Annotated in this window: 22 protein-coding genes; 8 read left to right on the top strand and 14 right to left on the bottom strand. The window is 60.5% G+C overall.

Going from position 1 to position 26,239, the window contains the following annotated elements:
• Positions 1-119: 119 nt before the first annotated feature.
• Complete coding sequence (locus tag AC1RS8_RS07150; RefSeq protein WP_489340527.1) at positions 120-1,703, top strand: ATP-binding cassette domain-containing protein; 1,584 nt, start codon at positions 120-122, stop codon at positions 1,701-1,703.
• 6 nt (positions 1,704-1,709) lie between these two features.
• On the opposite strand, the gene AC1RS8_RS07145 is transcribed toward AC1RS8_RS07150, so the two are convergent.
• From AC1RS8_RS07145 to AC1RS8_RS07115, 7 genes are all read right to left on the bottom strand, one after another.
• Positions 1,710-3,359 carry a BatD family protein gene (locus tag AC1RS8_RS07145; RefSeq protein WP_489340528.1) on the bottom strand — a complete coding sequence of 550 codons (1,650 nt, stop codon included), beginning with the start codon at positions 3,357-3,359 and terminating at the stop codon, positions 1,710-1,712.
• Entirely contained in the window at positions 3,356-5,089 is a 1,734-nt protein-coding gene (locus AC1RS8_RS07140) for a VWA domain-containing protein (protein WP_489340529.1), read from the bottom strand. Before AC1RS8_RS07140 ends, AC1RS8_RS07145 begins: the two co-directional genes overlap by 4 nt.
• Complete coding sequence (locus tag AC1RS8_RS07135) at positions 5,086-6,168, bottom strand: vWA domain-containing protein (protein WP_489340530.1); 1,083 nt, start codon at positions 6,166-6,168, stop codon at positions 5,086-5,088. Before AC1RS8_RS07135 ends, AC1RS8_RS07140 begins: the two co-directional genes overlap by 4 nt.
• The gene (locus AC1RS8_RS07130; protein ID WP_057715004.1) at positions 6,161-6,655 is read right to left on the bottom strand and encodes a DUF4381 domain-containing protein; all 495 of its coding nucleotides are present in this window, start codon (positions 6,653-6,655) and stop codon (positions 6,161-6,163) included. The genes AC1RS8_RS07135 and AC1RS8_RS07130 overlap by 8 nt, the downstream gene beginning before the upstream one ends.
• A complete protein-coding gene (locus AC1RS8_RS07125; RefSeq protein ID WP_218496037.1) occupies positions 6,652-7,596 on the bottom strand; it encodes a DUF58 domain-containing protein in 945 nt (314 codons plus the stop codon). Before AC1RS8_RS07125 ends, AC1RS8_RS07130 begins: the two co-directional genes overlap by 4 nt.
• Before the next feature lie 5 nt (positions 7,597-7,601).
• On the bottom strand, positions 7,602-8,561 hold the full coding sequence (locus AC1RS8_RS07120) for an AAA family ATPase (RefSeq protein WP_057715002.1): 960 nt from the start codon (positions 8,559-8,561) through the stop codon (positions 7,602-7,604).
• 286 nt (positions 8,562-8,847) lie between these two features.
• Positions 8,848-9,201 carry a hypothetical protein gene (locus tag AC1RS8_RS07115; RefSeq protein ID WP_057715001.1) on the bottom strand — a complete coding sequence of 118 codons (354 nt, stop codon included), beginning with the start codon at positions 9,199-9,201 and terminating at the stop codon, positions 8,848-8,850.
• Between the two features lie 503 nt (positions 9,202-9,704).
• Between AC1RS8_RS07115 and AC1RS8_RS07110 the strand changes: the two genes are divergently transcribed.
• Positions 9,705-14,603 carry an NAD-glutamate dehydrogenase gene (locus AC1RS8_RS07110; protein ID WP_349733943.1) on the top strand — a complete coding sequence of 1,633 codons (4,899 nt, stop codon included), beginning with the start codon at positions 9,705-9,707 and terminating at the stop codon, positions 14,601-14,603.
• A gap of 90 nt (positions 14,604-14,693) precedes the next feature.
• Here AC1RS8_RS07110 and AC1RS8_RS07105 read toward each other — a convergent pair whose 3' ends face one another.
• The 5 genes from AC1RS8_RS07105 to pdxR form a co-directional block, all read right to left on the bottom strand.
• Complete coding sequence (locus tag AC1RS8_RS07105) at positions 14,694-15,269, bottom strand: hypothetical protein (protein WP_489340531.1); 576 nt, start codon at positions 15,267-15,269, stop codon at positions 14,694-14,696.
• A 145-nt stretch (positions 15,270-15,414) separates the two neighbouring features.
• Complete coding sequence (locus AC1RS8_RS07100; protein ID WP_349733946.1) at positions 15,415-16,128, bottom strand: ATPase; 714 nt, start codon at positions 16,126-16,128, stop codon at positions 15,415-15,417.
• A 228-nt stretch (positions 16,129-16,356) separates the two neighbouring features.
• A complete protein-coding gene (locus AC1RS8_RS07095; protein WP_489340532.1) occupies positions 16,357-16,776 on the bottom strand; it encodes a cupin domain-containing protein in 420 nt (139 codons plus the stop codon).
• 236 nt (positions 16,777-17,012) lie between these two features.
• A complete protein-coding gene (locus tag AC1RS8_RS07090) occupies positions 17,013-17,306 on the bottom strand; it encodes a putative quinol monooxygenase (RefSeq protein WP_057714996.1) in 294 nt (97 codons plus the stop codon).
• A 123-nt stretch (positions 17,307-17,429) separates the two neighbouring features.
• Entirely contained in the window at positions 17,430-18,863 is a 1,434-nt protein-coding gene (gene pdxR / locus AC1RS8_RS07085; protein WP_057714995.1) for a MocR-like pyridoxine biosynthesis transcription factor PdxR, read from the bottom strand.
• Positions 18,864-19,067: 204 nt separating this feature from the next.
• Between pdxR and AC1RS8_RS07080 the strand changes: the two genes are divergently transcribed.
• The 4 genes from AC1RS8_RS07080 (at position 19,068) to AC1RS8_RS07065 (ending at position 21,953) form a co-directional block, all read left to right on the top strand.
• On the top strand, positions 19,068-19,508 hold the full coding sequence (locus AC1RS8_RS07080; protein ID WP_489340533.1) for a carboxymuconolactone decarboxylase family protein: 441 nt from the start codon (positions 19,068-19,070) through the stop codon (positions 19,506-19,508).
• A gap of 73 nt (positions 19,509-19,581) precedes the next feature.
• Positions 19,582-20,559 carry a LysR substrate-binding domain-containing protein gene (locus AC1RS8_RS07075; RefSeq protein WP_489340534.1) on the top strand — a complete coding sequence of 326 codons (978 nt, stop codon included), beginning with the start codon at positions 19,582-19,584 and terminating at the stop codon, positions 20,557-20,559.
• Between the two features lie 232 nt (positions 20,560-20,791).
• A complete protein-coding gene (locus AC1RS8_RS07070; RefSeq protein WP_159389847.1) occupies positions 20,792-21,313 on the top strand; it encodes a GNAT family N-acetyltransferase in 522 nt (173 codons plus the stop codon).
• A 145-nt stretch (positions 21,314-21,458) separates the two neighbouring features.
• On the top strand, positions 21,459-21,953 hold the full coding sequence (locus tag AC1RS8_RS07065) for a hypothetical protein (protein WP_489340535.1): 495 nt from the start codon (positions 21,459-21,461) through the stop codon (positions 21,951-21,953).
• 57 nt (positions 21,954-22,010) lie between these two features.
• Here AC1RS8_RS07065 and AC1RS8_RS07060 read toward each other — a convergent pair whose 3' ends face one another.
• A complete protein-coding gene (locus AC1RS8_RS07060) occupies positions 22,011-22,232 on the bottom strand; it encodes a cbb3-type cytochrome c oxidase subunit 3 (RefSeq protein WP_150813829.1) in 222 nt (73 codons plus the stop codon).
• Positions 22,232-23,659 carry a cytochrome-c oxidase, cbb3-type subunit I gene (ccoN, locus tag AC1RS8_RS07055; protein ID WP_340316323.1) on the bottom strand — a complete coding sequence of 476 codons (1,428 nt, stop codon included), beginning with the start codon at positions 23,657-23,659 and terminating at the stop codon, positions 22,232-22,234. Before ccoN ends, AC1RS8_RS07060 begins: the two co-directional genes overlap by 1 nt.
• A gap of 359 nt (positions 23,660-24,018) precedes the next feature.
• Here ccoN and AC1RS8_RS07050 point away from each other — a divergent pair, with 359 nt between their 5' ends.
• Complete coding sequence (locus tag AC1RS8_RS07050; protein ID WP_090455043.1) at positions 24,019-25,692, top strand: nitrite/sulfite reductase; 1,674 nt, start codon at positions 24,019-24,021, stop codon at positions 25,690-25,692.
• Positions 25,689-26,168, top strand: a complete 480-nt coding sequence (locus tag AC1RS8_RS07045; protein WP_489340536.1) for a DUF934 domain-containing protein — start codon at positions 25,689-25,691, stop codon at positions 26,166-26,168. The genes AC1RS8_RS07050 and AC1RS8_RS07045 overlap by 4 nt, the downstream gene beginning before the upstream one ends.
• Positions 26,169-26,239 lie beyond the last annotated feature (71 nt).

Raw genomic sequence — 26,239 nt, 5'->3', positions numbered from 1 at the left:
GGTCATTTTCAGATGTGGGCGGGCGCCGTGTTCACAGTTATTGCCCATCCACCGGGTGCTGTTGCGCACCATCAGGGAGTGGTTCAGTGCCTATCGGGCCGATTGTATAAGGAAGCGCCATGACTCAACGGTTACTCCAACTCGATCAAGTTTCGTTCAACCTGCCCGACGGGCGCGTGCTGTTCGATCACTTGAACCACACCTTCAGTACCAGGGCCACCGGCATCGTGGGTGCCAATGGCTGCGGCAAGTCGTTGCTCGGCCGGCTGCTGACGGGGGAGCAACTGTCCACCGGCGGCATCGTCCGTCGCGAAGGGCGGGTCTACACCGTGGCGCAATTACTGGAGCCCGAGCGCTACCCCAGCGTTGCCGCGCTGGCCGGGGTCGACCATATTCTCGCGGCGCTGGATCGCATTGCCCAAGGCAGTGTCGACGATGACGACCATTCGCTGGCGGTGGACCAATGGGATTGCGCCACACGTCTTGAGGCGCAGCTTGCGCAGATCGGTCTGGGTCATTTGAAGGGCGACTCCCGAACCGACGCACTCAGTGGTGGCGAGCGACAGCGGGTGGCACTACTCGGGGCATGGCTCTCCAGAGCCGACTGGCTCATTTTCGATGAACCCAGCAACCACCTGGATATTGATCAGCAACACAAGCTCGCGCAGCAGATCGATCGCTGGCCGAACGGCTTGGTGTTGATCAGTCACGACCGAGGCCTTCTGGAACACGTGAATGAAATTGTCGAGCTGTCGCCATTGGGGCTGGCGGTTTATGGCGGCAACTACAGTCAGTATGCGGCGGCGCGCGAGCAAGAGCAGCAGTCGTTCCAGTCGGCATTGCAAGGGGAGCGGGCGCAAGCCAAGCGTGAGCAAAGTGAGATGGTCGTGCAGATGGAGCGTCAGCAACGGCGTAATGCCCGCGGCGACCGTCAGGCCCGTGATGGTAATCAGACCAAGCTGATCACCAACGCCCAGAAAGAGCGCAGTGAAAACAGTCAGGGAAAATTGCGCCTCAATCAACAGGTGGCCCGGGAGCAGCAGCAACAACGGATCGCCGAGGCCCGCGCACGGTGCGCGCCGGACATTCAACGCATGATGTTGTCCCCAGAAAGCGTAGTGCCCAATGGCAAGCTGATTGTACAACTCAACGACGTGATTCTCCCGTTCGGTTACGCGGCGCCGGTCAATTTGACGCTGACGGGACCTATGCGCGTGGCCATCCTGGGCGCCAATGGCAGCGGCAAGTCGACCCTGTTGCGAGTGATCGCTGGCCAACTGCCGGTGCACGAAGGCGAGCTCATCCGCAGTTGCCATGTCGGCTGGCTGGATCAACACGCCGGGTTGCAGTACCCCGAACGTACGGCGGTGCAATGGCTCTACGAGAGCAATCCTGCGCTGCCCGAAGCCGAGGCACGAACCCGCTTGGCGCAGACGGGGATTGATGCTGACCGTGCGATGCTCAAGACCCGCCAGTTGAGTGGCGGCGAACGCCTGAAAATAGCACTCGCTGCACAGTTGTATGCACAGCGGCCGCCGCAATTGCTGTTGCTGGATGAACCGGATAACCATTTGGATCTGCCCAGTAGAATCGCGCTGGAGCAGATGCTTAATCAATACCAAGGGGCATTGATCGTGGTTTCTCACGATTGCGCTTTTTTACACGCTATTCATCTAGATGCTGAGTTTCATCTCAAAAGCTAAAAACAATTACTTGGGATAAAGCGGCGGCAACCCACTGTCACCGACAGGGTCCTGAACCCGTTCGGCCATCGGGATCGCCTTGATCGCCCGCCACAGTTCGTCACCTTGCCAGTACTGGCCGGTTTCGCTGTACAGCGCGCCGTTCAGGCCGTCGAGGGCGTCGGACAGAGGTACGAAGCGGGCGGCCATGTCGGCCAGGGTTTCCGGCTGCTGGCGGGCCCAGGCGTCGAGGGCCTGGCGGGTGGCGTGGGAGTCGTTGGCCTGGCAGGCGCGCTTGAGGTCGTCGAGCACGGTGCGCGGGCTCGGGCCGGTTTGCGCGACACGCGCCACCGCCGGTTGCCAGCGGGCACGCCACCAAAGGCCAAAGCCGAGCAGGGTGGTGCAGGCCAGGATCAAGGTACTGAGTTTCCAGCGCCAGAGTGCTTCGCTGTCGGCGCTGGCATCGACCGGTGAGGCGCCGGCCGGGGTGTCGGCCAGCAGGCTCGGATTGGCCACCACGTGCAGCGTGCGAGCAGGCAGGCTGCTGTGTTCCAGATGATCTTCGAAGGTGTTCCACCAGATCACGTCGACGGTGGGCAGCTCGATGGCGCCGGTCCTTGTCGGCACCAGGGCCTCGCGGTCTTCACGACTGCCGACCAGGCCGCGTTCGCTGTTCTGGTTGCCGAGCACCGGTTGGTCCGGGTAGCGGCGCAGGCCGCCGACGTCGGTGCCGGGCAGCGGTGGCAGTTGGGTGCTGGACAAGCCTTCGGCCTTCACCGTCAGGCTGCGGGTCAGCGAATCGCCGACCTGAGTGTGATCCGGCTCCGGGTTCCAGATTTCGCTCAGGGTCAGGCTGCGGGCAGGCAGCCAGGGCGCGTCGGCCGGATAGGTGAGGGGCTTGGCCTTGACCGTCAATAGCAGTTCGGCCGAGGTGACGCGCATCAGCTTGCCGGCTTTTGGCCCCTGGGCTGCGTCCTGTACCGGTTGTGGGTCGACCAGCGCGGCGTTGAAAACCTGTGCCGGAATGATCAGTTCGCCGCTGTGTTGCGGGTAGATCGCGTAACGCATTTCGATCACGCCATGGCGCAGGCCGTCGATGTCCTTTTCGTAGGTGCGTGAGTCGCCCAATTGTTCGATGCGTGCGTCAGGTATCTGCAAGGGTGGCAGGCTGCTGTCGTCGTACAGCGACACCGAATGGTAGATGCGCAGGGTCAGGACCGCCTGGGCCTGCACGTACACGCTGGTTTGATCGAGGCTGGCATCGATGAACACCGCGGCCCGCTGGTTCGGGTTGTCCGGTGTTGCGCTCTCGACCACTTGCAGGGTGATCGGCTGGCTCTGCAGTTCCCCCAGTTGCAATGACGGAATCACCACGCTGCCGTTTTGCCGGGGCAGGAGGGTGACGATCCAGCGGGTGGTGGCCTGGTTTTCTCCGCTAAGGGTGTTCAGCTGGTTGACCTGGCGTGTGCCGCGCACTTCGAACAACGGCTCCAGCGCCGCCAGGTCCGGTTTGCCGAACTGAGTGACATCGCTGGATTCCAGGGTCAGCTCGACCGTCTCGCCTGAGCTCAGGCGACTGCGATCAACACTGGCGACCAGTTCTGCTGCCTGTGCCTGTACGGTGCAGAACAACAGGCCATGCAGCAGCGCGAGCAATAAAACGGTGAAGCGGGTCATCGAGTTTCTTCCTGATCCTGATGTTGTTGCTGTTCGTACCAGAATTTGCGCCTGAGCAGTTCACCGGGGTCATCCGGGATCTGTCGCAGCCATTGCTCCAGTGCCTGGCGCTGCTCACCTTCGATGCTGTCGGTGGCTGGGCGCAAGGGCGGTGTGGTGTGTTGTTCGTCACCCAGTTCGCTGCCCGGAACCTCGTTGCCCCCCGGTTCCGGCGGTGTGGTGGGTGGTTGTTCCTCACCCGGGCGGGTCGGTTGCCCCTCGGTTTTCGGTTCGCCGCTGCTCGAGGGTTGTGCGGCGGCACCGGGCGGTGGCTCCGGCGATTCGGCTTCGGGCCGGGCGTTGCTGGCGGTGTCTGGTTCAGGAGGAGTATTTTTCTCCTTGAGCAGGCGTTCGACCAGCGCCTTGTTGGTCAGTGCCGGACGCAAATCCGGTTGACGTTCCAGTGCCTGTTCGTAAGCGTCCAGGGCTGCCTCCAGCTCACCGCTTTTGGCCAGGGCATTGCCTCGATTGTAGTGGGAGTGGGCATCGTCGCCTTCGGCAAACCGCTCGGCGGCGCCTGCGTAGTCGCCGGCCTCATAGAGCGCCACGCCTTGCCACTGATGGCTTTCGAAGCGTCGGGAGGCCTCGGCGGGGCGCTTCTGCTTGAGTAAATGCAAGCCTTGTTGATCTGGTCGCAGCCAAAGGTCTGCGAGGTCGAAGGCGTAGCTCGGTTGAGGCAGCGCCAAAAGCAGCGGCAGGCACAGCAGCCAACCGCGACGCCCCGCGCAGGCCGCGAGCAGCAGCAGTGGCAGCAGCAGCCAGTACCCCTGATCGGCCCAGGTGTCCAGGCGCAAGGTCTGACCGTCGTTGCGCAAGTGGCGTGGACCGTCGAGCAGGCCAAGGGCGTGCAGGTCGCTATCGTCCAGGCGCGCCTGGCGATAGCGGCCATCCAGGTCGTTGGCGAAATTTTTCAAGCCGGGCTCGTCCAGGCGCGGCACGAGAATGGCGCCTTGTTCATCCTTGAGGAAGCTGCCGTCTTCCTGGGTGATCGGCGAGCCTTCGGCGGTGCCGATGCCGAGCATCAAAAATTGAGTCGATTTGCCGTTCAGCGCTCGACGGATGCCCAGTCGCTCCTGGTCGGTCAGGGACGATCCAATCAGCAGGATCCGGCCATCGCCCAAAGCAGCCTGTTCGAGCAACGCCAGGGCCTTGAGCACCGCCAGATCGGCGCGATGACCGGCCGCTGGCATCAACGACGGTTTCAGTGCATCCAACAGATTGCGGCTGGTGGAAAGATCATCTGACAGCGGCACCAGTGTGTGGGCACTGCCGGCGTAGACGACGATGGCGGTTTGCGCGTCGCTGCGAATCTGCAGCAGATCAAGCACCTTGCGTCGTGCCTGTTCGAGTCGGTTGGGTGTGACGTCGGTGGCGAGCATTTCCGGGGTCAGCTCGAGAATCACCACCAGCGGATCGGCGGGTTTTTGACTGGTCTGCTCGACACGCTGCCAGCCCGGACCCAGCAGGGCGAGCACGGTCAACAGCCACGCGAGACCGAGGGCGATCCAGGGCAATTTACTGTCACGTCCACTGCCACCGCTGAGCAATGTCGTGTGAAAGGCCGCAGGCAGGATCATTTGCCAGCGCCCGGCGCGCTTCTTGCGGTGCCAGAGTTGCCAGAGCAACCAGCCAAGCACCGGCAGCAACAGCAGCCACCAGGGGCGGAACCAGTACGGCCACAGTGCACTCATCGGCGCCTCCGCAGGCGCAGGCGTTTGAGGCGCTGGCGCCAGTCAGGCAGCAATTGCGTTTGCAAAAACAGATCCCTGGTAAACAGGCGTTGCAACGGGTTGTCCGGCCAGAGTACGGGGGCCAGCAGCAGCATGCTCAACCACAGCGCCAGGGCCAGCGGCCAGTGATACAACGCTTGGGCCGGGCGGGCCTGGGTCGGTTGCTGGGTCACGGGCTCCAGTTGGTCAAGGGTGTCCTTGATCGATTGCAGTTCCTTGCCATCGTGGGCGCGGAAGTACTGACCGCCGGTGACTTCGGCGATGGCCTTCAGGGACGGCTCGTCGAGGTCCAGGCTCGGGTTGACGCCGAGGAAACCCACGGAGCCGCTTTGCTCTGGATCGGCGCCAATGCCGATCGGATAGATTTTCACGCCTTCCTTGGCCGCCAGCCGGGCTGCGGTGAGCGGGTCGATTTCACCGCCATTGTTGGCGCCGTCGGTGACCAGAATCAGCACGCGGCTTGTTGCCGGACGCGAGCGCAGGCGCTTGAGGGCCAGGCCGATAGCATCGCCGATGGCGGTGTTTTTGCCGGCAATGCCGATGCGCGCTTCATCGAGCCAGACGCGCACGGTGTGGCGGTCGAAGGTCAGCGGCGCCTGCAGGTAGGCCTGGCTACCGAACAGGATCAGGCCGACCCGGTCACCTTCGCGGCTTTCGAGGAAATCGCCGAGCAGGTGCTGGACCAACGCCAGTCGGCTCACTTCTTCGTCCTGCCACTGCATGTCAGGGAAGTCCATGGAACCGGAAACGTCCACCGCCACCAGCAAGTCACGGCCACTGGCGGCAATCGGCAAGGGTTCGCCGAGCCATTGCGGGCGGGCCGCCGCGACCAGCAGCAACAGCCACAGCACTATGAACGGTGCCTGCTGGCGCCATGCTGGCAGGTTGGCCCGGGCGCGACGCCCGGCGAGGCCTTCCAGGTCGCTGAGGAAGCTGACCTTGAGCGCCGGTTCGCCACTGTCGGCCACCGGCAATATGATGCGCATCAGCCACGGCAGCGGCAGAAGGGCAAAAATCCACGGCCAGGCGAACTCAAACATGCTTGCGAATCCATGTGTCGACGGCCTGGGTCAGGCCGGCGATGGCCTTGTCGTCGAGTTTGCATTCGGGTTTGTAGGCGCCTTCGACCAGCACCATCCAGCGAGTCAGGCCGGCGGCCGGGCAGCGATTGTCGAGGAACGCCAGCCATTTTCGCCCGTTGAGGGTGTGGCTCTGGCTGTAGGGGTAGTGGTTGCGGCACAGGCGTTTGAGCAAACCGTTGAGTTGCTGCAGCCAGGCACCGGCCGGCGCACCGTCGTAGGGTTTGGGCATCAAGGCCAGCTCCGCCAGGGCGGCAAGACGCACCGGGTCAAGCGGCTGTTCTGCACGCACCACGGGACGCCTGTCCGGAATAAAACGACGCAGCTTCCACAGGCCCAAACCGATCAGCGGCACCAACAGAAGCAGCAACCACCAACCCGGTGCCGGAGGCCAGAATTCCACCGGTGGCGGGGATATCAGTGGTTGCAGTTGATCAAGGCTGCTCATCGACCTTTCCCCGGTTTCTGTGGGTTCAGGTATTCGCGCAATTGCTCGACCATTTCGCTCTGAGTGCTCAACGGCATCATCAGCACCCGCAGTTTTTGCGCGAGCAGCTCCCAGCGCGCGATACGCACTTCAGCCTGGGCCCGGTAAGCCTGGCGCAGGTCGAAATTCAGCGTATCGAGTTCCAATTGCGCTCCGCGCTCGGCGAAACGTAAAAGGCCGGCGGCGGGCAGGGCATGATCCAGCGGATCGGACACCGGCAGCAGCAACAGGTCGCAATGACGCGATAACAGGCTCAGCTGTTGCTCGGCGCTTTCCGATAGCGCGCGTTCGTCGCAAATCACAATGACAAGGCTGCCCGGACGTGACACCTCACGCGCTCGGCGCAAGGCAATGCCAAAGGCGTCGCGGTCCGGCTCGCCCTCGGTGGTCAGCGACCGGTTGACCCGCACCAGCCGGTTGAGCAACTGCAGCAGGCTTTGCTTGCTGCGCCGAGGCTTGATTTCATAGTGCTCATTGTCGCCATACACCAGCCCGCCGACCCGGTCGTTGTGGCCCAGGGCTGCCCAACCGATCAGGCTCGCGGCCTGGGCGGCGAGCACCGACTTGAACATCAGGCCCGACCCGAAAAACAGCCGGTGGCTTTGTTCGACCATGATGAATATCGGCCGCTCACGTTCTTCGTGGAACAGTTTGGTGTGAGGCTCCTGGGTGCGCGCGGTCACACGCCAGTCAATGGTGCGCACATCGTCGCCGGCCTGATAGACCCGCACCTGATCGAAGTCGACGCCCCGCCCGCGCAATTTGGAATGGTGCAGGCCGATCAGTGGGCTGCGTTGGCCAGGCGTGGAAAACAGCTGCACTTCGCGCACGCGATGGCGCATCTCGATCAGGTCGGCGAGGCTGACACGGATGCCCGGCTCGGGCGGCAGGCTGGCGTTCATCGGGGTCAAGCGACGGCTACGACGTCGAGAATCCGCTGGACCACACGGTCCTGATCGATGCCAGCGGCTTCGGCTTCAAAGGAAAGAATGATGCGATGGCGCAGCACGTCGAACAGCACGGCCTGGATGTCTTCCGGGCTGACGAAATCACGCCCGGCCAGCCAGGCGTGGGCGCGGGCGCAGCGGTCCAGGGCAATCGAGCCTCGGGGGCTGGCGCCGTAGGCGATCCACTCGGCCATTTCCGGATCGAATTTGGCCGGGGTGCGGGTGGCCATGACCAGTTGTACCAGGTACTCCTCCACGGCGTCGGCCATGTACAGACCGAGGATTTCCTTGCGCGCGACAAAAATCGTCTGTTGAGTAACCCGACGCTCAGGCTTCGCTTCGCCGTTCAGGGCTTCTCCACGGGCTTGCTGCAGAATCCGGCGCTCGACAGTGGCATCGGGAAAGCCGATTTTCACGTGCATCAGGAACCGGTCAAGTTGGGCTTCCGGCAACGGGTAGGTGCCTTCCTGCTCGATCGGGTTCTGCGTGGCCATCACCAGGAACAGCGGCGACAGCTCGTAGGTGCTGCGCCCGACACTGACTTGCCGCTCGCCCATGGCTTCGAGCAAGGCCGACTGGACCTTGGCCGGGGCGCGGTTGATTTCGTCCGCCAATACCAGGTTGTGGAAGATAGGGCCTTGCTGGAACACGAAGCTGCCGGTTTCCGGGCGGTAGATTTCCGTACCGGTAATGTCGGCCGGCAACAGGTCAGGGGTGAACTGGATGCGGTGGAACTGCGCTTCGATGCCTTCGGCAAGTTCTTTGATGGCCTTGGTCTTGGCCAGGCCAGGAGCACCCTCGACCAGCATATGGCCGTCGGCGAGCAGGGCGATGAGCAATCGCTCGATGAGTTTTTCCTGGCCGAGAATCTGCGTTGAAAGAAAGGTTCGCAGCGCTAGCAGCGCTTCACGATGTTCCATCGATGACTGTTCCTGCAAAAGGGTGGCCGAGGACGTTCGAAATGCGCCAGGGCTGGGGGCGTTACTTTAATCCATCGCGGGGGGTGGCGACTAACGGCATTTTGCGCAAAGTGCGGGAAAAGATGGGTGAAATTGTTGGAGGTTCGTTCCATTTCAGTATTGTGGCGGGCTTACTGACGCCATCGCGAGCAAGCTCGCTCCCACAGGGGACCACGCCGTCACTGAGGCATGCAATCAAATATGGGAGCGAGCTTGCTCGCGATGAGGTCGGAACAGGCGCTGATATTCAGAGCTGGCTAATGAAGGTGCCAGTGCCATCAAGAATGTTCTTCAAGGTCAGCTCAACTTCATCCATATCCACCATGTCGGCATCAAAGGTGATTTCCAATACATCGTCGCCGTTGAGCGCATCGGCATCAGCCGCGGCAATTTCGATCTTCAGCAGGGAAGGGCTTAGGGTGACTTTCACGCCGTCCAGGGTCGAAGGCTCGCCGTCCAGAGTGATTTCCAGCTCGTCTTCATCCGGGTAGCGGCTCATCAGGAACATTTCGCCCTGGTCGCTGTGGCAGCAGAGCATGGCCATGTTGTCTTCTTCGTCGTCGCAAGGGTTGACGATCAAGAGGGCGGTTTTCATTTTCATGGGAAATTCCTGGTTCGACGAGCGTGGTAAACGCAATAACGGGCGATTCTGCCAGCCCGCGCACATTTCTGCTTGTCCGAGTGTCAATGACCGGGTCGTGGACGGCCAGAGTGTTACTGGTCATTTCTGGTACGCATGTCCCGTAAAACCGGACAGAAAACCGTCATTTTCCTGTGCGAATGCTAGTGTTGTTCGATGCGCATGCGTTGAGCAGCGTACCGTTGACCGAATATGTCGCAGCACCGCAAGCACGGGCCTTGCCGCACTCGTTAAGCTGCGCAACGGATGAGCACCCGTAAAGACATTGCGCTGCACGCAGTCCAGTCGTTTTTGCAGATGCCCATTCACGGAAGGTGAATGTGACCTGAGTGTCTCGTCCAGCTTCACCCACCTGTCACCCTGTTTCCTCTGCCCGAGAATCAGGAACCGGGTGACGGACCACCCCGAAAGGGGTTTTGCACGCGACGCTTTCATCAATAACAAGCCCAAGCGGAGTACCACAGATGGCGTTCTTCACCGCAGCCAGCAAAGCCGACTTCCAGCACCAACTGCAAGCGGCACTGGCGCAGCACATCAGTGAACAGGCACTGCCACAAGTGGCGCTGTTTTCTGAACAATTCTTCGGCATCATTTCCCTTGACGAGCTGACCCAGCGTCGGTTGTCCGACCTTGCTGGCTGCACCCTTTCTGCATGGCGCATGCTTGAGCGCTTTGATCACGCGCAGCCGCAAGTGCGCGTCTACAACCCTGATTACGAACGCCACGGCTGGCAGTCGACCCATACCGCGGTCGAAGTGCTGCACCACGACCTGCCTTTCCTGGTGGACTCGGTGCGTACCGAGCTGAACCGCCGCGGCTACAGCATCCATACCCTGCAAACCACCGTGCTGAGCGTGCGTCGTGGCAGCAAGGGCGAGTTGCTGGAAATCCTGCCTAAAGGCACCCAGGGCGACGACATTCAGCAAGAGTCGCTGATGTACCTGGAGATCGACCGCTGCGCCAACACCGCCGAGCTCAATGTGCTGAGCAAAGAGCTGGAGCAGGTGCTCGGTGAAGTCCGCGTGGCCGTCGGCGATTTCGAGCCGATGAAGGCCAAGGTCCAGGACATCCTGACCAAGCTGGACAACAGCCAGTTCGCCGTCGATGGCGACGAGAAGAACGAAATCAAGAGCTTCCTGGAATGGCTGGTGGGCAACCACTTCACCTTCCTCGGCTACGAAGAGTTCGTGGTCAGCGACGAAGCCGATGGCGGCCATATCGTCTACGACAAGGACTCCTTCCTCGGCCTGACCAAGCTGCTGCGTGCCGGCCTGACCTACGATGACCTGCGCATCGAAGACTACGCCGTGAACTACCTGCGCGAACCGACCCTGCTGTCGTTCGCCAAGGCCGCGCACCCAAGCCGTGTACACCGTCCGGCTTACCCGGACTACGTGTCGATCCGCGAAATCGACGCCGACGGCAAGGTCATCAAGGAATGCCGTTTCATGGGCCTGTACACCTCGTCGGTGTATGGCGAGAGCGTGCGGGTGATCCCGTACATCCGCCGCAAGGTCGAGGAAATCGAACGCCGTTCCGGCTTCCAGGCCAAGGCTCACCTGGGCAAGGAACTGGCGCAGGTGCTCGAAGTGCTGCCGCGCGACGATCTGTTCCAGACCCCGGTGGACGAGCTGTTCAGCACCGTGATGTCGATCGTGCAGATCCAGGAACGCAACAAGATTCGCGTGTTCCTGCGCAAAGACCCGTACGGCCGTTTCTGCTACTGCCTGGCCTACGTACCGCGTGACATCTATTCCACCGAAGTGCGCCAGAAGATCCAGCAAGTGCTGATGGATCGCCTGAAAGCCTCGGACTGCGAGTTCTGGACCTTCTTCTCCGAGTCCGTGCTGGCCCGCGTGCAGTTGATTCTGCGCGTCGACCCGAAAAACCGCCTCGATATCGACCCGCTGCTGCTGGAAAAAGAAGTGGTGCAGGCCTGCCGCAGCTGGCAGGACGACTACGCCGCCCTGACCGTTGAAAGCTTCGGTGAAGCCCATGGCACCAACGTGCTGGCCGACTTCCCGAAAGGCTTCCCGGCCGGTTACCGCGAGCGTTTCGCAGCCCACTCGGCTGTGGTCGACATGCAGCACCTGCTGAGCCTCAACGAAAAAAATCCGCTGGTGATGAGCTTCTACCAGCCGCTGGGTCAGGTTTCCGGCCAGCGCATGCTGCACTGCAAGCTGTACCACGCCGATACCCCACTGGCGCTGTCCGACGTGCTGCCGATCCTGGAAAACCTCGGCCTGCGCGTGCTGGGTGAGTTCCCGTATCGCCTGCGCCACAACAGTGGCCGCGAGTTCTGGATTCACGATTTCGCGTTCACCGCCGCCGAAGGCCTGGAACTCGACATCCAGCAGTTGAACGACACGCTGCAGGACGCATTCGTCCACATCGTGCGTGGCGATGCCGAGAACGACGGGTTCAACCGTCTGGTACTGACCGCCGGCCTGCCATGGCGCGACGTGGCGCTGCTGCGTGCCTACGCCCGCTACATGAAGCAGATCCGTCTGGGCTTCGACCTGGGCTATATCGCCAGCACCCTGAACAACCACACCGACATCGCTCACGAGCTGACCCGGTTGTTCAAGACCCGTTTCTACCTGGCGCGCAAGCTGACCGGCGAAGATCTGGGAGACAAGCAGCAACGCCTGGAACACGCGATCCTCAGCGCCCTGGACGACGTCCAGGTACTGAACGAAGACCGCATCCTGCGTCGCTACCTGGACCTGATCAAGGCCACCCTGCGCACCAACTTCTACCAGACTGACGCCAACGGCCATAACAAGTCGTACTTCAGCTTCAAGTTCAACCCGCACTTGATTCCCGAACTGCCCAAGCCTGTACCGAAGTTCGAAATCTTCGTTTACTCGCCGCGCGTCGAAGGCGTGCACCTGCGCTTCGGCAACGTGGCCCGTGGTGGCCTGCGCTGGTCCGACCGTGAAGAAGACTTCCGTACCGAAGTCCTGGGCCTGGTAAAAGCCCAGCAAGTGAAGAACTCGGTGATCGTGCCGGTGGGTGCGAAGGGCGGCTTCCTGCCGCGTCGCCTGCCACTGGGCGGCAGCCGTGACGAGATCGCGGCCGAGGGCATCGCCTGCTACCGCATCTTCATTTCGGGTCTGTTGGACATCACCGACAACCTGAAGGACGGCGCCCTGGTGCCGCCGGCCAACGTCGTGCGTCATGACGATGATGACCCGTACCTGGTCGTAGCGGCGGACAAGGGCACTGCGACCTTCTCCGACATCGCCAACGGCATCGCCATCGACTACGGTTTCTGGCTGGGTGACGCGTTTGCGTCCGGTGGTTCGGCCGGTTACGACCACAAGAAAATGGGCATCACCGCCAAGGGCGCGTGGGTCGGCGTACAGCGCCACTTCCGCGAGCGCGGCATCAATGTCCAGGAAGACAGCATCACCGTGGTCGGTGTCGGCGACATGGCCGGTGACGTGTTCGGTAACGGCTTGCTGATGTCCGACAAGCTGCAACTGGTCGCAGCGTTCAACCACCTGCACATTTTCATCGATCCGAACCCTGAGCCGGCGTCGAGCTTCGCCGAGCGTCAGCGACTGTTCGACCTGCCACGTTCGGCCTGGTCGGACTACGACACCAGCCTCATGTCCGAAGGCGGCGGCATTTTCTCCCGTAGCGCGAAGAGCATTGCGATTTCCCCGCAAATGCAGGAACGCTTCGATATCCAGGCCGACAAGCTGACCCCGACCGAACTGCTCAACGCCTTGCTCAAGGCTCCAGTGGATCTGTTGTGGAACGGCGGTATAGGTACTTACGTCAAGGCCAGCAGCGAAAGCCACGCCGATGTCGGCGACAAGGCCAACGATGCACTGCGGGTGAACGGCAACGAACTGCGCTGCAAAGTCGTGGGCGAGGGCGGTAACCTGGGCATGACCCAACTGGGTCGCGTCGAGTTCGGCCTCAATGGCGGCGGTTCCAACACCGACTTCATCGACAACGCCGGTGGCGTGGACTGCTCCGACCACGAAGTGAACATCAAGATCCTGCTCAACGAAGTGGTTCAGGCCGGCGACATGACCGACAAGCAACGTAATGAGTTGCTGGCGAGCATGACCGACGAAGTCGGTGGTCTGGTGCTGGGTAACAACTACAAGCAGACTCAGGCCCTGTCGTTGGCAGCCCGCCGTGCATTGCCGCGGATTGCCGAATACAAGCGCCTGATGAACGACCTGGAAGGTCGCGGCAAGCTGGATCGCGCCATCGAGTTCCTGCCGGCCGAAGAAGCGATCAACGAGCGCATCGCAGAAGGTCATGGCCTGACCCGTGCCGAGCTGTCGGTGCTGATTTCGTACAGCAAGATCGACCTCAAGGAGCAGTTGCTGGGCTCCCTGGTGCCGGACGACGACTACCTGACCCGCGACATGGAAACCGCTTTCCCGCCAACACTGGTGAGCAAGTTCTCCGCGGCGATGCGTCGTCACCGTCTGAAGCGCGAAATCGTCAGCACCCAGATTGCCAACGATCTGGTCAACCACATGGGCATCACCTTCGTTCAACGACTCAAAGAGTCGACCGGCATGAGCCCGGCGAACGTGGCCGGTGCTTATGTGATCGTGCGTGACATTTTCCACCTCCCGCACTGGTTCCGTCAGATTGAAAACCTGGACTACAAGGTTTCCGCCGACGTACAACTGGAACTGATGGACGAGCTGATGCGCCTGGGCCGTCGCGCCACGCGCTGGTTCCTGCGTGCCCGTCGCAACGAGCAGAACGCTGCCCGTGACGTCGCGCACTTCGGTCCGCATCTGGCGGCGTTGGGCCTCAAACTCGACGAATTGCTCAGTGGCGAGATCCGTGAAACCTGGCAGACCCGTTATCAGGCGTACGTCGAAGCCGGTGTACCGGAGTTGCTGGCGCGCATGGTGGCGGGCACCACGCACCTGTATACGCTGCTGCCGATCATCGAGGCTTCCGACGTGACCGGCCAGGATCCTGCCGACGTGGCCAAGGCCTACTTCGCCGTGGGCAGTGCACTGGACATCACCTGGTACCTGCAACAGATCAGCGCTCTGCCGGTTGAAAACAACTGGCAGGCCCTGGCCCGTGAAGCGTTCCGTGATGACGTCGACTGGCAGCAACGTGCGATCACCATCTCGGTCCTGCAACAGGGCGACGGTTCCCAGGAGGTGGAAACACGCCTGGACCTGTGGATGGAGCAGCATGAAGGCATGATCGAACGCTGGCGTGCCATGCTGGTGGAAATCCGTGCCGCCAGCGGCACCGACTACGCCATGTACGCGGTGGCCAACCGTGAACTGCTGGACCTGGCGTTGAGTGGGCAAGCGGTAGTGCCTGCCGCCGTCGCCGCCGCCGAGCTGGAGCCGGCTGCCTGATCAGGCGTTGAATGAAAAAGCCCCGCATCGAGAGATGCGGGGCTTTTTTCATTCAAGGGGCAAGATAACACGCGGGCCCATGGTTGGAACTCAGCTGTAGGGTGTTGAACTTGCGGGTGAGGAGACCTGCCTTTCCAGAATTTTCAGCTCGAACTTGGCAATGTCGCCGGACTTGTCGGTGAAGCACCTGCTGTACGCCGGATCACGCCAGATTTCTTTTTTGATAATGGCGGCGTTGCGTGCTTTCAAGTGAACGGTGGCTGTGTCACCGCTCAAATCATCAAGCGTGATGATTTGCTGATTGCTGTCCAGCAAATTGAAGGAGGTGGTATCACCGCCGGCGGCCGGGAAGGCGCCCAGGACGCCATGTTCGTTCTTGCTAAAATATTTTTGATAGTAGGCTTCGCTCAAAATCTGCATGTTGTAGTAGTCGTCATAACACCTGAAGTGGATGACCATGGCCGTCCGTTTTCTGCCACCTACAGGGCGCATTGTTCGGCTTGCAGGATCATAGGCTTCAAAGGTAGACACTATATTGGGCGGGATCGGCGATTTGAGTCTCTGAGGTTCAAAATGACTCGCGCTCAATATCTGGTCAAAAAATGTCATGTTCATTCCATTGCACGTGATGCGGGCAATGAAGGATCTTTCCTGGTCTTTAGTCATGAAGACGTCCTTGTCTGTAGAAAATGGTGGTTGGCGCTGTAGCGCGGATCTGAAGATACCGCTATTTAAAAGTCGCGGTCTTGATTAATTGTGAGCAAACCCTTCCTGTACTGGTCGAGGTTTGCTCACACTATCTGTCACAGTCTTAATGCAATTTCTGCTCTGAGGTTTGGTCGATCATCGAGACGTTACTTGTCGGACTAGTCAATAAATTGCTGAGCGACTGGTCAAACTTCTGCAATGCCCTTACTTGCACGTTTTGTTGCTCGTTAATATCGGCAACAATTTCTTCACTGCGTTTATAGTCCGCCCATACCGGGCTGAGCGCTCTGGCGTCATAACCTTGTGCGGTGCCAATGTAGTTGAAGTGGCTGTCATAGAAATCGGCACTGACTTTGGACTCGACGTCCGAACTGCGCGAGGTGATCAATTGGCTGCGGCTGTCGACAATGGCTACCACATCCGGTTTCGCCGCCTTGAGGCTCTGCATGTCCGGGTACACGGTGACCGATCCGAATTGGCGTTGAAGCGAGGCTTTGACCCAATCCACCGCGAGGTCGGGTCTGGAGGTGGCGACATAGGCGTCGTGGATCTCCCGTACCAGCAGACTCTGGCCGAAACCCGTGCCGGCATTGGCCTGGTAATCCTGTAGATAGGCACGGTTAGCCTGGGTGTTTTGGCTGTACACCACACCCAAGGCCACATTGCTGCCGTTGGGAATACGAGTCGCGTTGCTGCGGCCGACCGGTTCGGTGAACACACTTTCCAGCGAAGGCCCCGCAGAGGGTGCGGTGGGAACCGAGCAGCCAGCCAAAAGCGCAGCTGATAGGGTAAGCGTACTGACAAATGCAAGTTTCATTGTGTTACTCCAGTGAAACAACATCAGTAAGGAAGTTGGAATTGCCGCAAGTGTTCGGCAGTTGCTCCAGACTAAACCGCAAAGTGAAGAATGAAATAGCCAATTGCGTGCTTATTGGCCGGCCCATAGTTTTGTTTGGTTTAAACAAGTCGGGTTAATTGCCCCGGGAATTAAAAACGCCCGAATAGCGAATTTGGGCGTGTTTATTTATGGCTATTCGATCAGCGATCAGTTTTTCAGGGGGACCAGCACCTGTTCGTCCGGCGACAACACCATGAACACCAGCAACTTGGCAGGCTCGGTAACGCTGGCGTTTTTCGATACCAGATGCTCGGAGCCGGCTGCTTCGTACCAGTATTCGCCCGCCTTGTACGTCACGGCTTTCTCGCCTTTCACGTGAGAGGTGACAGACCCTGAAAGGACGTAGGCCATGGCTGTACCGTCGTGCTTGTGGGCAATGGACGATTGGCCGGGCTTGTAGTCGACTTCGATCATCAGCGCTTTTTTGCCCGGCACGTTTTTCAGCATGTGGTCCTGCAATATCGTGACTTTTTCCGAGGGGTCACCGGCTTCATGGGCGAATGCCGGGGCACCGATGGTCAGGGTCAGGGCAACAAGGGGAGCGGCACAGAAGCGCAATACGTTCATGGTTCATTACCTGCGTTGGATAAGTGGTCAGGAACCAATCTAGTCCGCCGCGAGGGGCAATCAAACAGCCAATATTCGGGAAGGCCAGGGGACCAATGTCTGGGCAGCTCGCTCCAGCGGGGGGTAATTCTGTAGGAGCGAGCTTGCTCGCGATGGATTCAGATTCACCGCGTTTAACCAGCAAGCACGCGTTATCGTTGACGACCATCGCGAGCGAGTTCGTTCCTACAGGGGGCCTAGCGGATCGGAAAGCTGTTGAAGTCGACGGAGTTGGCCAGTTGGCAATCGATCAGGTCGATGAAACCCTGGACTTGCGGGCTGTTGAAATGCGATCGCATGGCCTCTTCCGATTGCCAGTGGGCGCTGACGGTCCAGCGATTGCTGTCCTCGGGGCAGCGGTCGACCATATAGGATTCGCAACCGGGAAGTTCACGCAGGGTTTCGACAATCTTTTGCAGTTGCTTACCCAGTTCATCCGAGCGCCCGGCGGCGGCTTGTACCTGTACGGTATTGATCACTTCATGGGACATTGCTCACACTCCTGAATCAGGCCGGACGAATCCTGCTCATTGAGGGATAACGCCTATGCAGGATAGGCCCGGCCCCCGGGACCGCCAATAGCCAATCCCCGGATAAAACCGCAGGCCAATCCGTCAGGCCACTTGCTGCAGGATGTCGCGCAAACGGTCCAGGGCGATGTCGATGTCGAGGGTTTCGATGGCGCCAAAACCGAAAAAAAGCCCGGCCCTGGGCGTTTCCTGATAGAAAAAGCTGTCGATGGCATATAGCCCGACTTCGACTTTTTTCGCCAGTTCGATCACCAATGGAATATCCATCGGCACTTTGCACATCACCACCATGTGGAAGCCGGCAGTGGACGGTACCGCCTCCAGCCAGGGCGAAAGATCGCCGGCCATGCGCGCCAGGATCCGCTCGCGGCGCCCGGCATAGATCGTATGGCAGCGCCGGATGTGCTTGAGCAGGCAACCTTCGGCGATGAACTTGGCCAGCGCCCATTGGGGCAGGGTCGAGGTGTGCAGGTCGGTGAGCTGCTTGGCGCGCACCACGGCCTCGAGGATCGCCGGCGGCAGGATCCCGTAGCCGAGCCGCAGTTCCGGTAACAGGGTTTTGGAGAACGTCCCGACGTACGCGACGATCCCCCGTTCATCCATGCTTTGCAGGGAATCGGTGGGGCGGCCTTCATAGCGGAACTCGCTGTCGTAGTCGTCCTCGATGATGATCGCACCCAACTCATGGGCCTTGGCCAGCAGTGCTTCCCGGCGCGCCTGACTCATCGGCATGCCCAGCGGGAACTGGTGCGACGGGGTGACGTAGATCAGGCGCGTGCCGCGAGGAATCTGGTCCACCACAATGCCTTCGGCGTCCACCGGTACGCCAATGACCGTGGCGCCATGGGTGCCGAACAGCAGGCGCGCCGGCGGGTAGCCGGGGTCCTCCATGGCGACCAGGCTGCCCGGACTGATCAGCACCCGGGCAATCAGGTCCAGCGCCTGCTGCGCACCGTTGCACACCACCACATCCTCATCCTGACAATTGACCCCGCGGGAGAACGCGATGTGCTGCGCAATGGCGTTACGTAGCGCCGGCAAGCCCTCGGGCTGGCTGTATAAGCCCTTGGAACCGGCAATCTGGCGCAGTGCATGAGAGGTGCAGCGCCGCCAGTCATCCTGGGGAAACTGGCCCTTGCTGGTGGCGCCACCAATGAAGTCGTAGCGCAGCGAGCCTTCCAGGGTCGGATGACGCAGAAACACCGGCAGGTTGCGCCAGTACTCGATCACCTCGAAGCCGCCGAGTTCGGTGTGGTTCTGTTTACGCTGCACCTTCGACGAGCGCGCGTTGACATAGGTGCCTTTGCCGACCACCCCGGTGAGGAAGTTTTCGTAAGTCAGTTGGGCGTAGGTGTCGGAAATGGTCTTGCGCGAAATACCCAGTTGTTCGGCCAGCAAGCGGCTGGGGGGCAGTTGTGTCCCGGCGGTCAGGCGACCGGACTCGATAGCGCTGCGCAGTTGGTTGTACAGCTGGCCGGCCAGGTCCTTGCGACCGTTGATGACAACATGTAGTTCCATACCGGCGAGGCTCCGGGGCTGTTGGGCGCGTGTGCGTCGCGCAAGATTACTCTTATCCGCTTGTGGTACAGAAGTTGTGCAGTGGAAAAACCGTCAATTGGTCTGGCGACGGTGGTCCCCGGGGAAATCGCCTGATTGGATCTGTCATGCCCCCGAGCCAGCGACTACCGTGAAGATCACATCACGCCTGCATGAGATCGCCCCATGACCCCCCGCCTGGATTACTACAGCGCGTCGCCCAAAGCGATGAAAGCCATGATCGCCATGGAGGCCCTGGCCAGCAGCCTGAGTATCGAGCAGGGCCTGCTGCACCTGATCAAGATTCGTGCTTCGCAGCTCAATGGCTGTGCCTTTTGCACCGATATGCACTCGGTGGATGCACGGCGCCTGGGCGAAAGCGACCGGCGTCTGTATTCCATTGTGGTCTGGCGCGACAGCAACTTTTTCAATCCTCGGGAAAGAGCCGCGCTGGCCTGGACCGAGGCGGTCACCTTGCTCGCCGAAAGCCATGTGCCGGACGATGTCTACGCGCAAGCCAGGGAGCAGTTCAGTGAAAGCGAAATGGTCGACCTGACCATTGCCGTTACCACCATCAACAGTTGGAATCGCCTGGCCGTGAGCTTTCGGCAGACACCCAGCGCCTGAGTCATTGTCACAGCAGGTTCATGAACGATCCGCAGGATGCACCTGTCAGTGTCAGATCGACAGGGAGTCCTCGATGTCATTCATGGAAGCCAGCGCCCACCAGGGGGCTGCGGAATATCGTGTAGCTATTGATAAAAATGCGTCCTGGCGCCAGTTGGCGGCGGCAATCGACCCCGAACTGGCGCTGTGTTTCACCGTCAGCGCCCGTTGCGGTTGCTTCATGCAGGCCGCCCGCAGTCTCAACATCAAGACCACCCGCCTGCGCAGGCAGCTGGTGCTGCTGGAAACGCAGCTCCAATGTTCGCTGTTCAACCATAGCGACAATGGTTTGAGCCTCAGCCGCGATGGCTTGCGCTTGCACGCACAATTGATCGCCCTGGCCCATGAGCGCGGTTTGCCGGTGGTCGAGCAGCCGTTGATTCGCCTGGCCGTGGCGGATTCGATCCTGCATGACATTCTCGGGCGCGACCTGGTTGCACTGCTGCGGCGCAACGCCAGCGTTCGGCTGGAGATCATGACGCTCGACAGCGAGTTGGCCTTGCAGGCAGTCAGCGCCGACGTGGTGGTGTGGCTGGGCGAGACCGGATCGCCGTTGCCGGGACCGAGCTTTGCCACCACCGAACCCCGGCGCCTGGCGCAACTCGATTACCTGCCGCACATTGCCAAGCGCTATTCGCGGGTTGCCTCCAGGCCGGAATGCCTGGATGACCTGGCCGATTTTCTCCTGGTGCAATGGCGGCAGGACGGCCAGGTTGAGAGCTTCCGGCCATGGAATACGCTGGTGGATCAGCGCCCGGCCGGGGTGGTGCAACTGCAATCCTGGGAGCTGATGCTGGAGATGATCCGTTGCAGTGCCGGCATCGGCCTGCTGCCGCACTACATGAGCCACTTCGATCGCGGGCTGATTGCCTTGCCGGGCCTGTTTGACCAGCCAATGCGGCGTCAGGTGTGGATGGCGGTCAATGCTGATTCCGGGGACGACGAGCAAGTACGGATGATCGTCGAATTGATCGAAAACACCTTCAGCGAGCGCCGGGAGTGGTTCGAATGAAGATAGCTTGAATAGACTGCAATCCTTGTGGCGAGGGGGCTTGTCGGACCGCCGCACCGCCCCGTTCGGTTGCGCAGCAGCCGTAATAACGGGCACTGCGGTTTGCAGGGTGAAAACGAGTATTGGTTTGTTGGGGGTCGCTACGCAACCCAACGGGGGCAAGCCCCCTCGCCACAGAGGTTTCGTTCGTTATAGAGTGAACGGCCATGTCTGCTTCAAGGATGATTCACCCATGCCAGCCACCGAACCCGTCATTACCCTCGAACGCTTCAACGAATCCCATATCGAAGGCGTTGCGGCGTTGTACAACGACCCGGCCATCGCCCGTCAAACCCTGCAAATGCCGTTTCAGTCCACCGAACTCTGGCGCAGTCGCCTGGCGCTGGATAACGAACGCTTGGTGAATGTGGTGGCCCTGCATCAAGGCACGGTCATCGGCAACATTGGCCTGGAGCAGTTCTCACGCATTCGTCGCAGCCATGCCGGCAGTTTCGGCATGGGCGTTGCGGTGGCGTGGCAGGGCAAGGGGGTGGGCTCGAAGCTGCTCGCGACGGCGCTGGATATCGCCGACAACTGGATGAATCTGCAGCGAATCGAGCTTTCGGTGTATGCCGACAACGAAGCGGCCATTTCCCTGTACCGCAAGTTCGGCTTCGAAACCGAGGGCCTGTACCGCGACTACGCCGTGCGTGACGGCGTGCTGGTGGACACCTTGAGCATGGCGCGTCTGCGCCGCACGCCCAAGGCCGGTTGAGTCAGCCACCCAGGGCGAACGCCACCGCCTCCTGCGCATTCGGTGCGGCGGTGGCAGTACCGCTCACGCTTTTACTCGTACGCCCACCACGCGCATCTGCCATGCTTAATATCCGCAACACCGCTTCAACCAAAGGAACACCGCTATGGACGATGTACAGCAACTGGGCGAAATGCTTCGCCACTACGCCGAAAGCGAAGCGCACAAAAAGCAAGTGTTCGAGTCGCAATCGGCCGAGTGGGCGAAGCGCATTGGTGCGCTGTTCGATCAGATCCAGCAGTGGCTGGAACCGGTCAAGGCACCTGACCTGCTCGAAGTGAACCGCGAAGTGTACGTCGCGTCGGGGCCGAGTGTTCTGGTGGAGAGCTCTCCGTTCAAGACCGAAAAGCTGAGCATCCTGATCACTGGCAAACCGGTGGAATTCGTGCCGGAGGTGATGGGTGTCGGCGGGCAGATTTCCGTGGCGGTGATGGGCTTTACAGCAGCACGTTATGGCAGCGTGTCACTGGTGTGCCTGCCGCCATCCACTGGCTGGCAGTGGCGCAAGACCAATGGCTTGAAAGACCCGGACACTTTTGAGTTCGATGCAAACTTCCTGGCGCAACAACTGCAAAGCCTGATTCCCCGGGAGCGTACCTGAAATCTCGACATACAACCCTGTGGGAGCGAGCTTGCTCCCACAGTAATCGGTGCCACATCAGATATCGAGGGTTTCCCAATCCGGGTTCGCCTCTTGCGGCGGCAGTGTTCTAACGGTTTTTCCGGTCGCCAATTCCACCCGCCGCGCCACTTCCGGGTCATCCGCAAACGGGATCAGGCTTGCATCGTCCAGGCTCTCGGCGGTCTGGTGGCGCAGACAATACTCGACGGCGAACCACAAAAATGCCACACCCAGAATGTTCAATATGACTTCAATCATCAGGCAAGCCGCGCCTCGCGTTCGGCCATCGCTACGTCCGTTACCCGCACCGTGCGCCACACGTTGTAGGCCATCAGCAGCATACCGCTGAGGAAGAACACCCCGCCGGCAAAGCGCACGACGAATCCCGGATGGCTTGCCTGCAGGGCTTCGACGAAGGAGTACGTCAGCGTGCCGTCATCGTTGATCGCGCGCCACATCAGGCCCTGAGTGATGCCGTTGACCCACATCGAGGCGATGTACAGCACGGTGCCGATGGTCGCCAGCCAAAAGTGCAGGTTGATCAGCGGCGTGCTGTGCATCTGATCGCGCCCGAATACCTTCGGCACCATGTGATAGGTCGCACCGAAGGTAATCATCGCCACCCAGCCCAGCGCCCCGGCGTGCACGTGGCCGATGGTCCAGTCCGTATAGTGGGAGAGGGCGTTGACCGTCTTGATCGCCATCATCGGCCCCTCGAAGGTCGACATGCCGTAGAAGGCCAGGGACAGCACCAGGAAACGCAGGATCGGGTCGGTGCGCAACTTATGCCAGGCACCGGACAGGGTCATCATGCCGTTGATCATTCCGCCCCAACTCGGCGCCAGCAGGATCAGCGACATGGCCATGCCCAGCGACTGCGCCCAGTCCGGCAGCGCGGTGTAGTGCAAGTGGTGCGGGCCGGCCCAGATGTACAGGGTGATCAGCGCCCAGAAGTGCACAATCGACAGGCGATAGGAATACACCGGCCGGCCCGCCTGTTTCGGCACGAAGTAATACATCATCCCCAGGAAACCGGTGGTCAGGAAAAAGCCCACGGCGTTGTGCCCGTACCACCATTGCACCATGGCGTCGGTGGCCCCGGAATACACCGGATAGGACTTGAACCAGTCGACTGGAATCGACAGGTGATTGACCACATGCAGCATGGCGATGACCACGATAAATGCACCGAAGAACCAGTTGCCGACGTAGATGTGTCTGGTCTTGCGTTGCACTACGGTAGTGAAGAACACCACGGCGTATGCAACCCAGACCACGGTCATCCACACCGCGCCGGTGAATTCGATTTCGGCGTATTCCTTGGTGGTGGTGTAGCCCAACGGCAGGGTGATCAGCATCACCACAATCACCGACTGCCAGCCCCAGAACGTGAAGGCAGCGAGTGTGTCCGAGAACAGCCGTACCTGGCAGGTACGTTGCACCGCGTAATAGCTGGCGGCGAATTGCGCGCTGCCGGCGAAACCGAAAATCACCAGGCTGGTGTGCAGCGGGCGCAAGCGGCCGAAGGTGGTCCACGGCAGGTCCAGGTTCATCTGCGGCCACACCAGTTGCGAGGCGATCCACACACCCATCGCCATCCCCACGATGCCCCAGATTACGGTCGCCACGATGAATTGGCGGACGACCTTGTAGTTATAGGCCTGTCCGATGGTTGTTGTGCTCATGGTCAATGCTTCCTCGGTTGCAATGCCGTGCACTGTAAAAACACCGGTAAAAACAAAACAGACTCAGGAAAAATTCATTTGTGCGGATCAGATTTTTCGGCACTCCTGCGGCGGTCCACCGTGATCTGATACGGTTTTTTAGAGTTCAAGTGAATCTGTAAGGTACTGCGCCGCAAGCTCATAGTCGTTACCTCGAAACGAGCCGCAGAGCCCGACTTGCGCCCCCTGTAGGAGCGAGCTTGCTCGCGATGGAGTCAAGGACGACGCGTTTATCCAGGAGGTTCGCGTTTTCGTTGACGTCCATCGCGAGCAAGCTCGCTCCTACAGGGTTCTGTGCCTAATTCTGATGAGGTAGCCAGATGTATCAGTACGACGACTACGACCGGGCATTGGTGCTCGAACGAGTTGCGCAGTTTCGTGATCAGGTCGAGCGCTTTCTGGCCGGTGAACTGAACGAAGAAGAGTTCCTGCCATTGCGCCTGCAGAACGGCCTGTACATGCAAAAGCACGCCTACATGCTGCGGGTGGCGATTCCCTACGGCACGCTGAGTGCCCGGCAGATGCGTACGTTGGCGAGCATCGCCAGGGATTACGATCGCGGTTACGGCCATTTCACCACCCGGCAGAACATGCAGTTCAACTGGATCGAACTGGCCCAGGTGCCTTCGATCCTCGAACGCCTGGCCGAGGTGGAAATGCATGCGATCCAGACCTCCGGCAACTGTGTGCGCAACATCACCACCGAAGCCTTTGCCGGGGTTGCGGCCGACGAAATGATTGACCCGCGACCGTTGGCGGAAATTCTGCGGCAGTGGTCGACCATCAACCCGGAATTCCTGTTCCTGCCGCGCAAGTTCAAGATCGCCATCTGCTCGGCCGAGCAGGACCGCGCGGCGATCATGATGCATGACATCGGCCTTTATCTTTACCCTGGCTCCGAAGGGCACATGCTCCTGCGAGTCATGGTGGGCGGCGGTCTGGGACGCACGCCGATCCTCGGCGTGCAGATCCGCGAAGGCTTGCCGTGGCAGCACCTGCTGTCTTACGTAGAGGCGGTGCTGCGGGTGTATAACCGCCATGGCCGGCGGGACAACAAGTACAAGGCGCGAATCAAGATTCTGGTCAAAGCCCTGGGCATCGAGGCCTTCGCCCGGGAAGTGGAAGAAGAGTGGCAGTTCCTCAAGGACGGCCCGGCGCAACTGACCCTTGACGAGTTCGAGCGGGTGGCCAGTGCGTTCGTCGCACCGCCCTATCGTGATCTGTCCGACACCAATCTCGATTTCGGCACGCACCTGGCCGAAAACCCGGCGTTCGCTCGTTGGGTGCAGCGTAACGTGCAGCCGCACAAAATATCGGGCTATGCCAGCGTGGTGTTGTCGACCAAGCCCGGCAGCGCTGCGCCACCGGGCGATGTCACCACCGAGCAGATGGAGGCGGTGGCCGAGTGGTCCGAGCGCTTTGGCTTCGGTGAAATCCGCATTGCCCATGAGCAGAATATCGTCCTTCCGGACGTGTCCAAGGCCGATCTGTTCACCCTGTGGCGCCTGGCCTGCGGACACAATCTGGGCAGCGCCAACGCCGGATTGCTCACCGACATCATCGCCTGCCCCGGTGGCGACTTCTGCGCGCTGGCCAACGCCAAGTCGATCCCCATCGCCAAGGCTATTGCCGCACGCTTCGAAGACCTCGACTACCTGCACGACCTGGGCGATATCAGCCTCAATATTTCCGGCTGCATGAATGCCTGCGGTCACCATCACATCGGCAACATCGGCATTCTGGGGGTCGATAAGAACGGCACCGAGTGGTACCAGATCACCCTCGGCGGCGCCCAGGGCAAGAACAGTGCGTTGGGCAAGGTCATTGGCCCGTCCTTCAGCTCCGCCGAAGTGCCCGAGGTGATCGAGCGCATCATCGACACCTTCGTGCGTTATCGCGAGAGCGAAGAACTGTTCGTCGACGCCTTCCAACGGATCGGGCTAGAGCCGTTCAAGGAGGCGGTCTATGCGAAAGTGCTGGAGGTGTCGGCATGAACAATCTGTTGCGGCTGGAAGAGGGCGTGGCGCGGATTGTCGCGGATGATCCATGGAAGCTCGTGCGCGACCCGCAAGCACCGCTGCCCGTGGGTGCAACGATTCTGCCGCTGAGCCGTTGGCTGGAAAACCCGTTGCAAAACGGCGTGTGGCTGGGGCCGGACGATGAAGTGGAAAGCCTTCAGCCATGGTTTACCCAACTGCCCTTGATCGCCCTGGATTTTCCGAGCTTTCGCGATGGCCGCGGTTACAGCCAGGCGTATCTGCTGCGTGCGCGATTGGGTTGGGCCGGTGAGTTGCGCGCCATCGGCGATGTCTTGCGCGATCAACTCAGCCACATGCGCCAATGCGGTTTCGACAGCTTTGCCGTGCGTGAAGACAAATCCGCAGAAGATGCATTGAAGGGATTGGCGGGGATGAGCGTGTTGTACGGGCGTTCGGTGATTGAGCCGCGGCCGTTGTTCAGGCGGCGCTGAATTCGGTCCCTGCAGGAGCGAGCTTGCTCGCGATGGACGTCAACGAAAACGCGATTTTTTTGGATAAACGC

This window comes from Pseudomonas sp. GW821-FHT12A04 (assembly GCF_058807755.1).
The sequence above is the reverse complement of the archived record's forward strand: the minus strand, read 5'-3'. Positions and strand labels throughout refer to the sequence as shown.

Excerpts from the sequence above, each read along its gene's own strand:
- AC1RS8_RS07150 (WP_489340527.1), top strand. The coding sequence starts at position 120 with ATGACTCAACGGTTACTCCAACTCGATCAAGTTTCGTTCAACCTGCCC.
- AC1RS8_RS07145 (WP_489340528.1), bottom strand. The coding sequence starts at position 3,359 with ATGACCCGCTTCACCGTTTTATTGCTCGCGCTGCTGCATGGCCTGTTG.
- AC1RS8_RS07140 (WP_489340529.1), bottom strand. The coding sequence starts at position 5,089 with ATGAGTGCACTGTGGCCGTACTGGTTCCGCCCCTGGTGGCTGCTGTTG.
- AC1RS8_RS07135 (WP_489340530.1), bottom strand. The coding sequence starts at position 6,168 with ATGTTTGAGTTCGCCTGGCCGTGGATTTTTGCCCTTCTGCCGCTGCCG.
- AC1RS8_RS07130 (WP_057715004.1), bottom strand. The coding sequence starts at position 6,655 with ATGAGCAGCCTTGATCAACTGCAACCACTGATATCCCCGCCACCGGTG.
- AC1RS8_RS07125 (WP_218496037.1), bottom strand. The coding sequence starts at position 7,596 with ATGAACGCCAGCCTGCCGCCCGAGCCGGGCATCCGTGTCAGCCTCGCC.
- AC1RS8_RS07120 (WP_057715002.1), bottom strand. The coding sequence starts at position 8,561 with ATGGAACATCGTGAAGCGCTGCTAGCGCTGCGAACCTTTCTTTCAACG.
- AC1RS8_RS07115 (WP_057715001.1), bottom strand. The coding sequence starts at position 9,201 with ATGAAAATGAAAACCGCCCTCTTGATCGTCAACCCTTGCGACGACGAA.
- AC1RS8_RS07110 (WP_349733943.1), top strand. The coding sequence starts at position 9,705 with ATGGCGTTCTTCACCGCAGCCAGCAAAGCCGACTTCCAGCACCAACTG.
- AC1RS8_RS07105 (WP_489340531.1), bottom strand. The coding sequence starts at position 15,269 with ATGACTAAAGACCAGGAAAGATCCTTCATTGCCCGCATCACGTGCAAT.
- AC1RS8_RS07100 (WP_349733946.1), bottom strand. The coding sequence starts at position 16,128 with ATGAAACTTGCATTTGTCAGTACGCTTACCCTATCAGCTGCGCTTTTG.
- AC1RS8_RS07095 (WP_489340532.1), bottom strand. The coding sequence starts at position 16,776 with ATGAACGTATTGCGCTTCTGTGCCGCTCCCCTTGTTGCCCTGACCCTG.
- AC1RS8_RS07090 (WP_057714996.1), bottom strand. The coding sequence starts at position 17,306 with ATGTCCCATGAAGTGATCAATACCGTACAGGTACAAGCCGCCGCCGGG.
- pdxR (WP_057714995.1), bottom strand. The coding sequence starts at position 18,863 with ATGGAACTACATGTTGTCATCAACGGTCGCAAGGACCTGGCCGGCCAG.
- AC1RS8_RS07080 (WP_489340533.1), top strand. The coding sequence starts at position 19,068 with ATGACCCCCCGCCTGGATTACTACAGCGCGTCGCCCAAAGCGATGAAA.
- AC1RS8_RS07075 (WP_489340534.1), top strand. The coding sequence starts at position 19,582 with ATGTCATTCATGGAAGCCAGCGCCCACCAGGGGGCTGCGGAATATCGT.
- AC1RS8_RS07070 (WP_159389847.1), top strand. The coding sequence starts at position 20,792 with ATGCCAGCCACCGAACCCGTCATTACCCTCGAACGCTTCAACGAATCC.
- AC1RS8_RS07065 (WP_489340535.1), top strand. The coding sequence starts at position 21,459 with ATGGACGATGTACAGCAACTGGGCGAAATGCTTCGCCACTACGCCGAA.
- AC1RS8_RS07060 (WP_150813829.1), bottom strand. The coding sequence starts at position 22,232 with ATGATTGAAGTCATATTGAACATTCTGGGTGTGGCATTTTTGTGGTTC.
- ccoN (WP_340316323.1), bottom strand. The coding sequence starts at position 23,659 with ATGAGCACAACAACCATCGGACAGGCCTATAACTACAAGGTCGTCCGC.
- AC1RS8_RS07050 (WP_090455043.1), top strand. The coding sequence starts at position 24,019 with ATGTATCAGTACGACGACTACGACCGGGCATTGGTGCTCGAACGAGTT.
- AC1RS8_RS07045 (WP_489340536.1), top strand. The coding sequence starts at position 25,689 with ATGAACAATCTGTTGCGGCTGGAAGAGGGCGTGGCGCGGATTGTCGCG.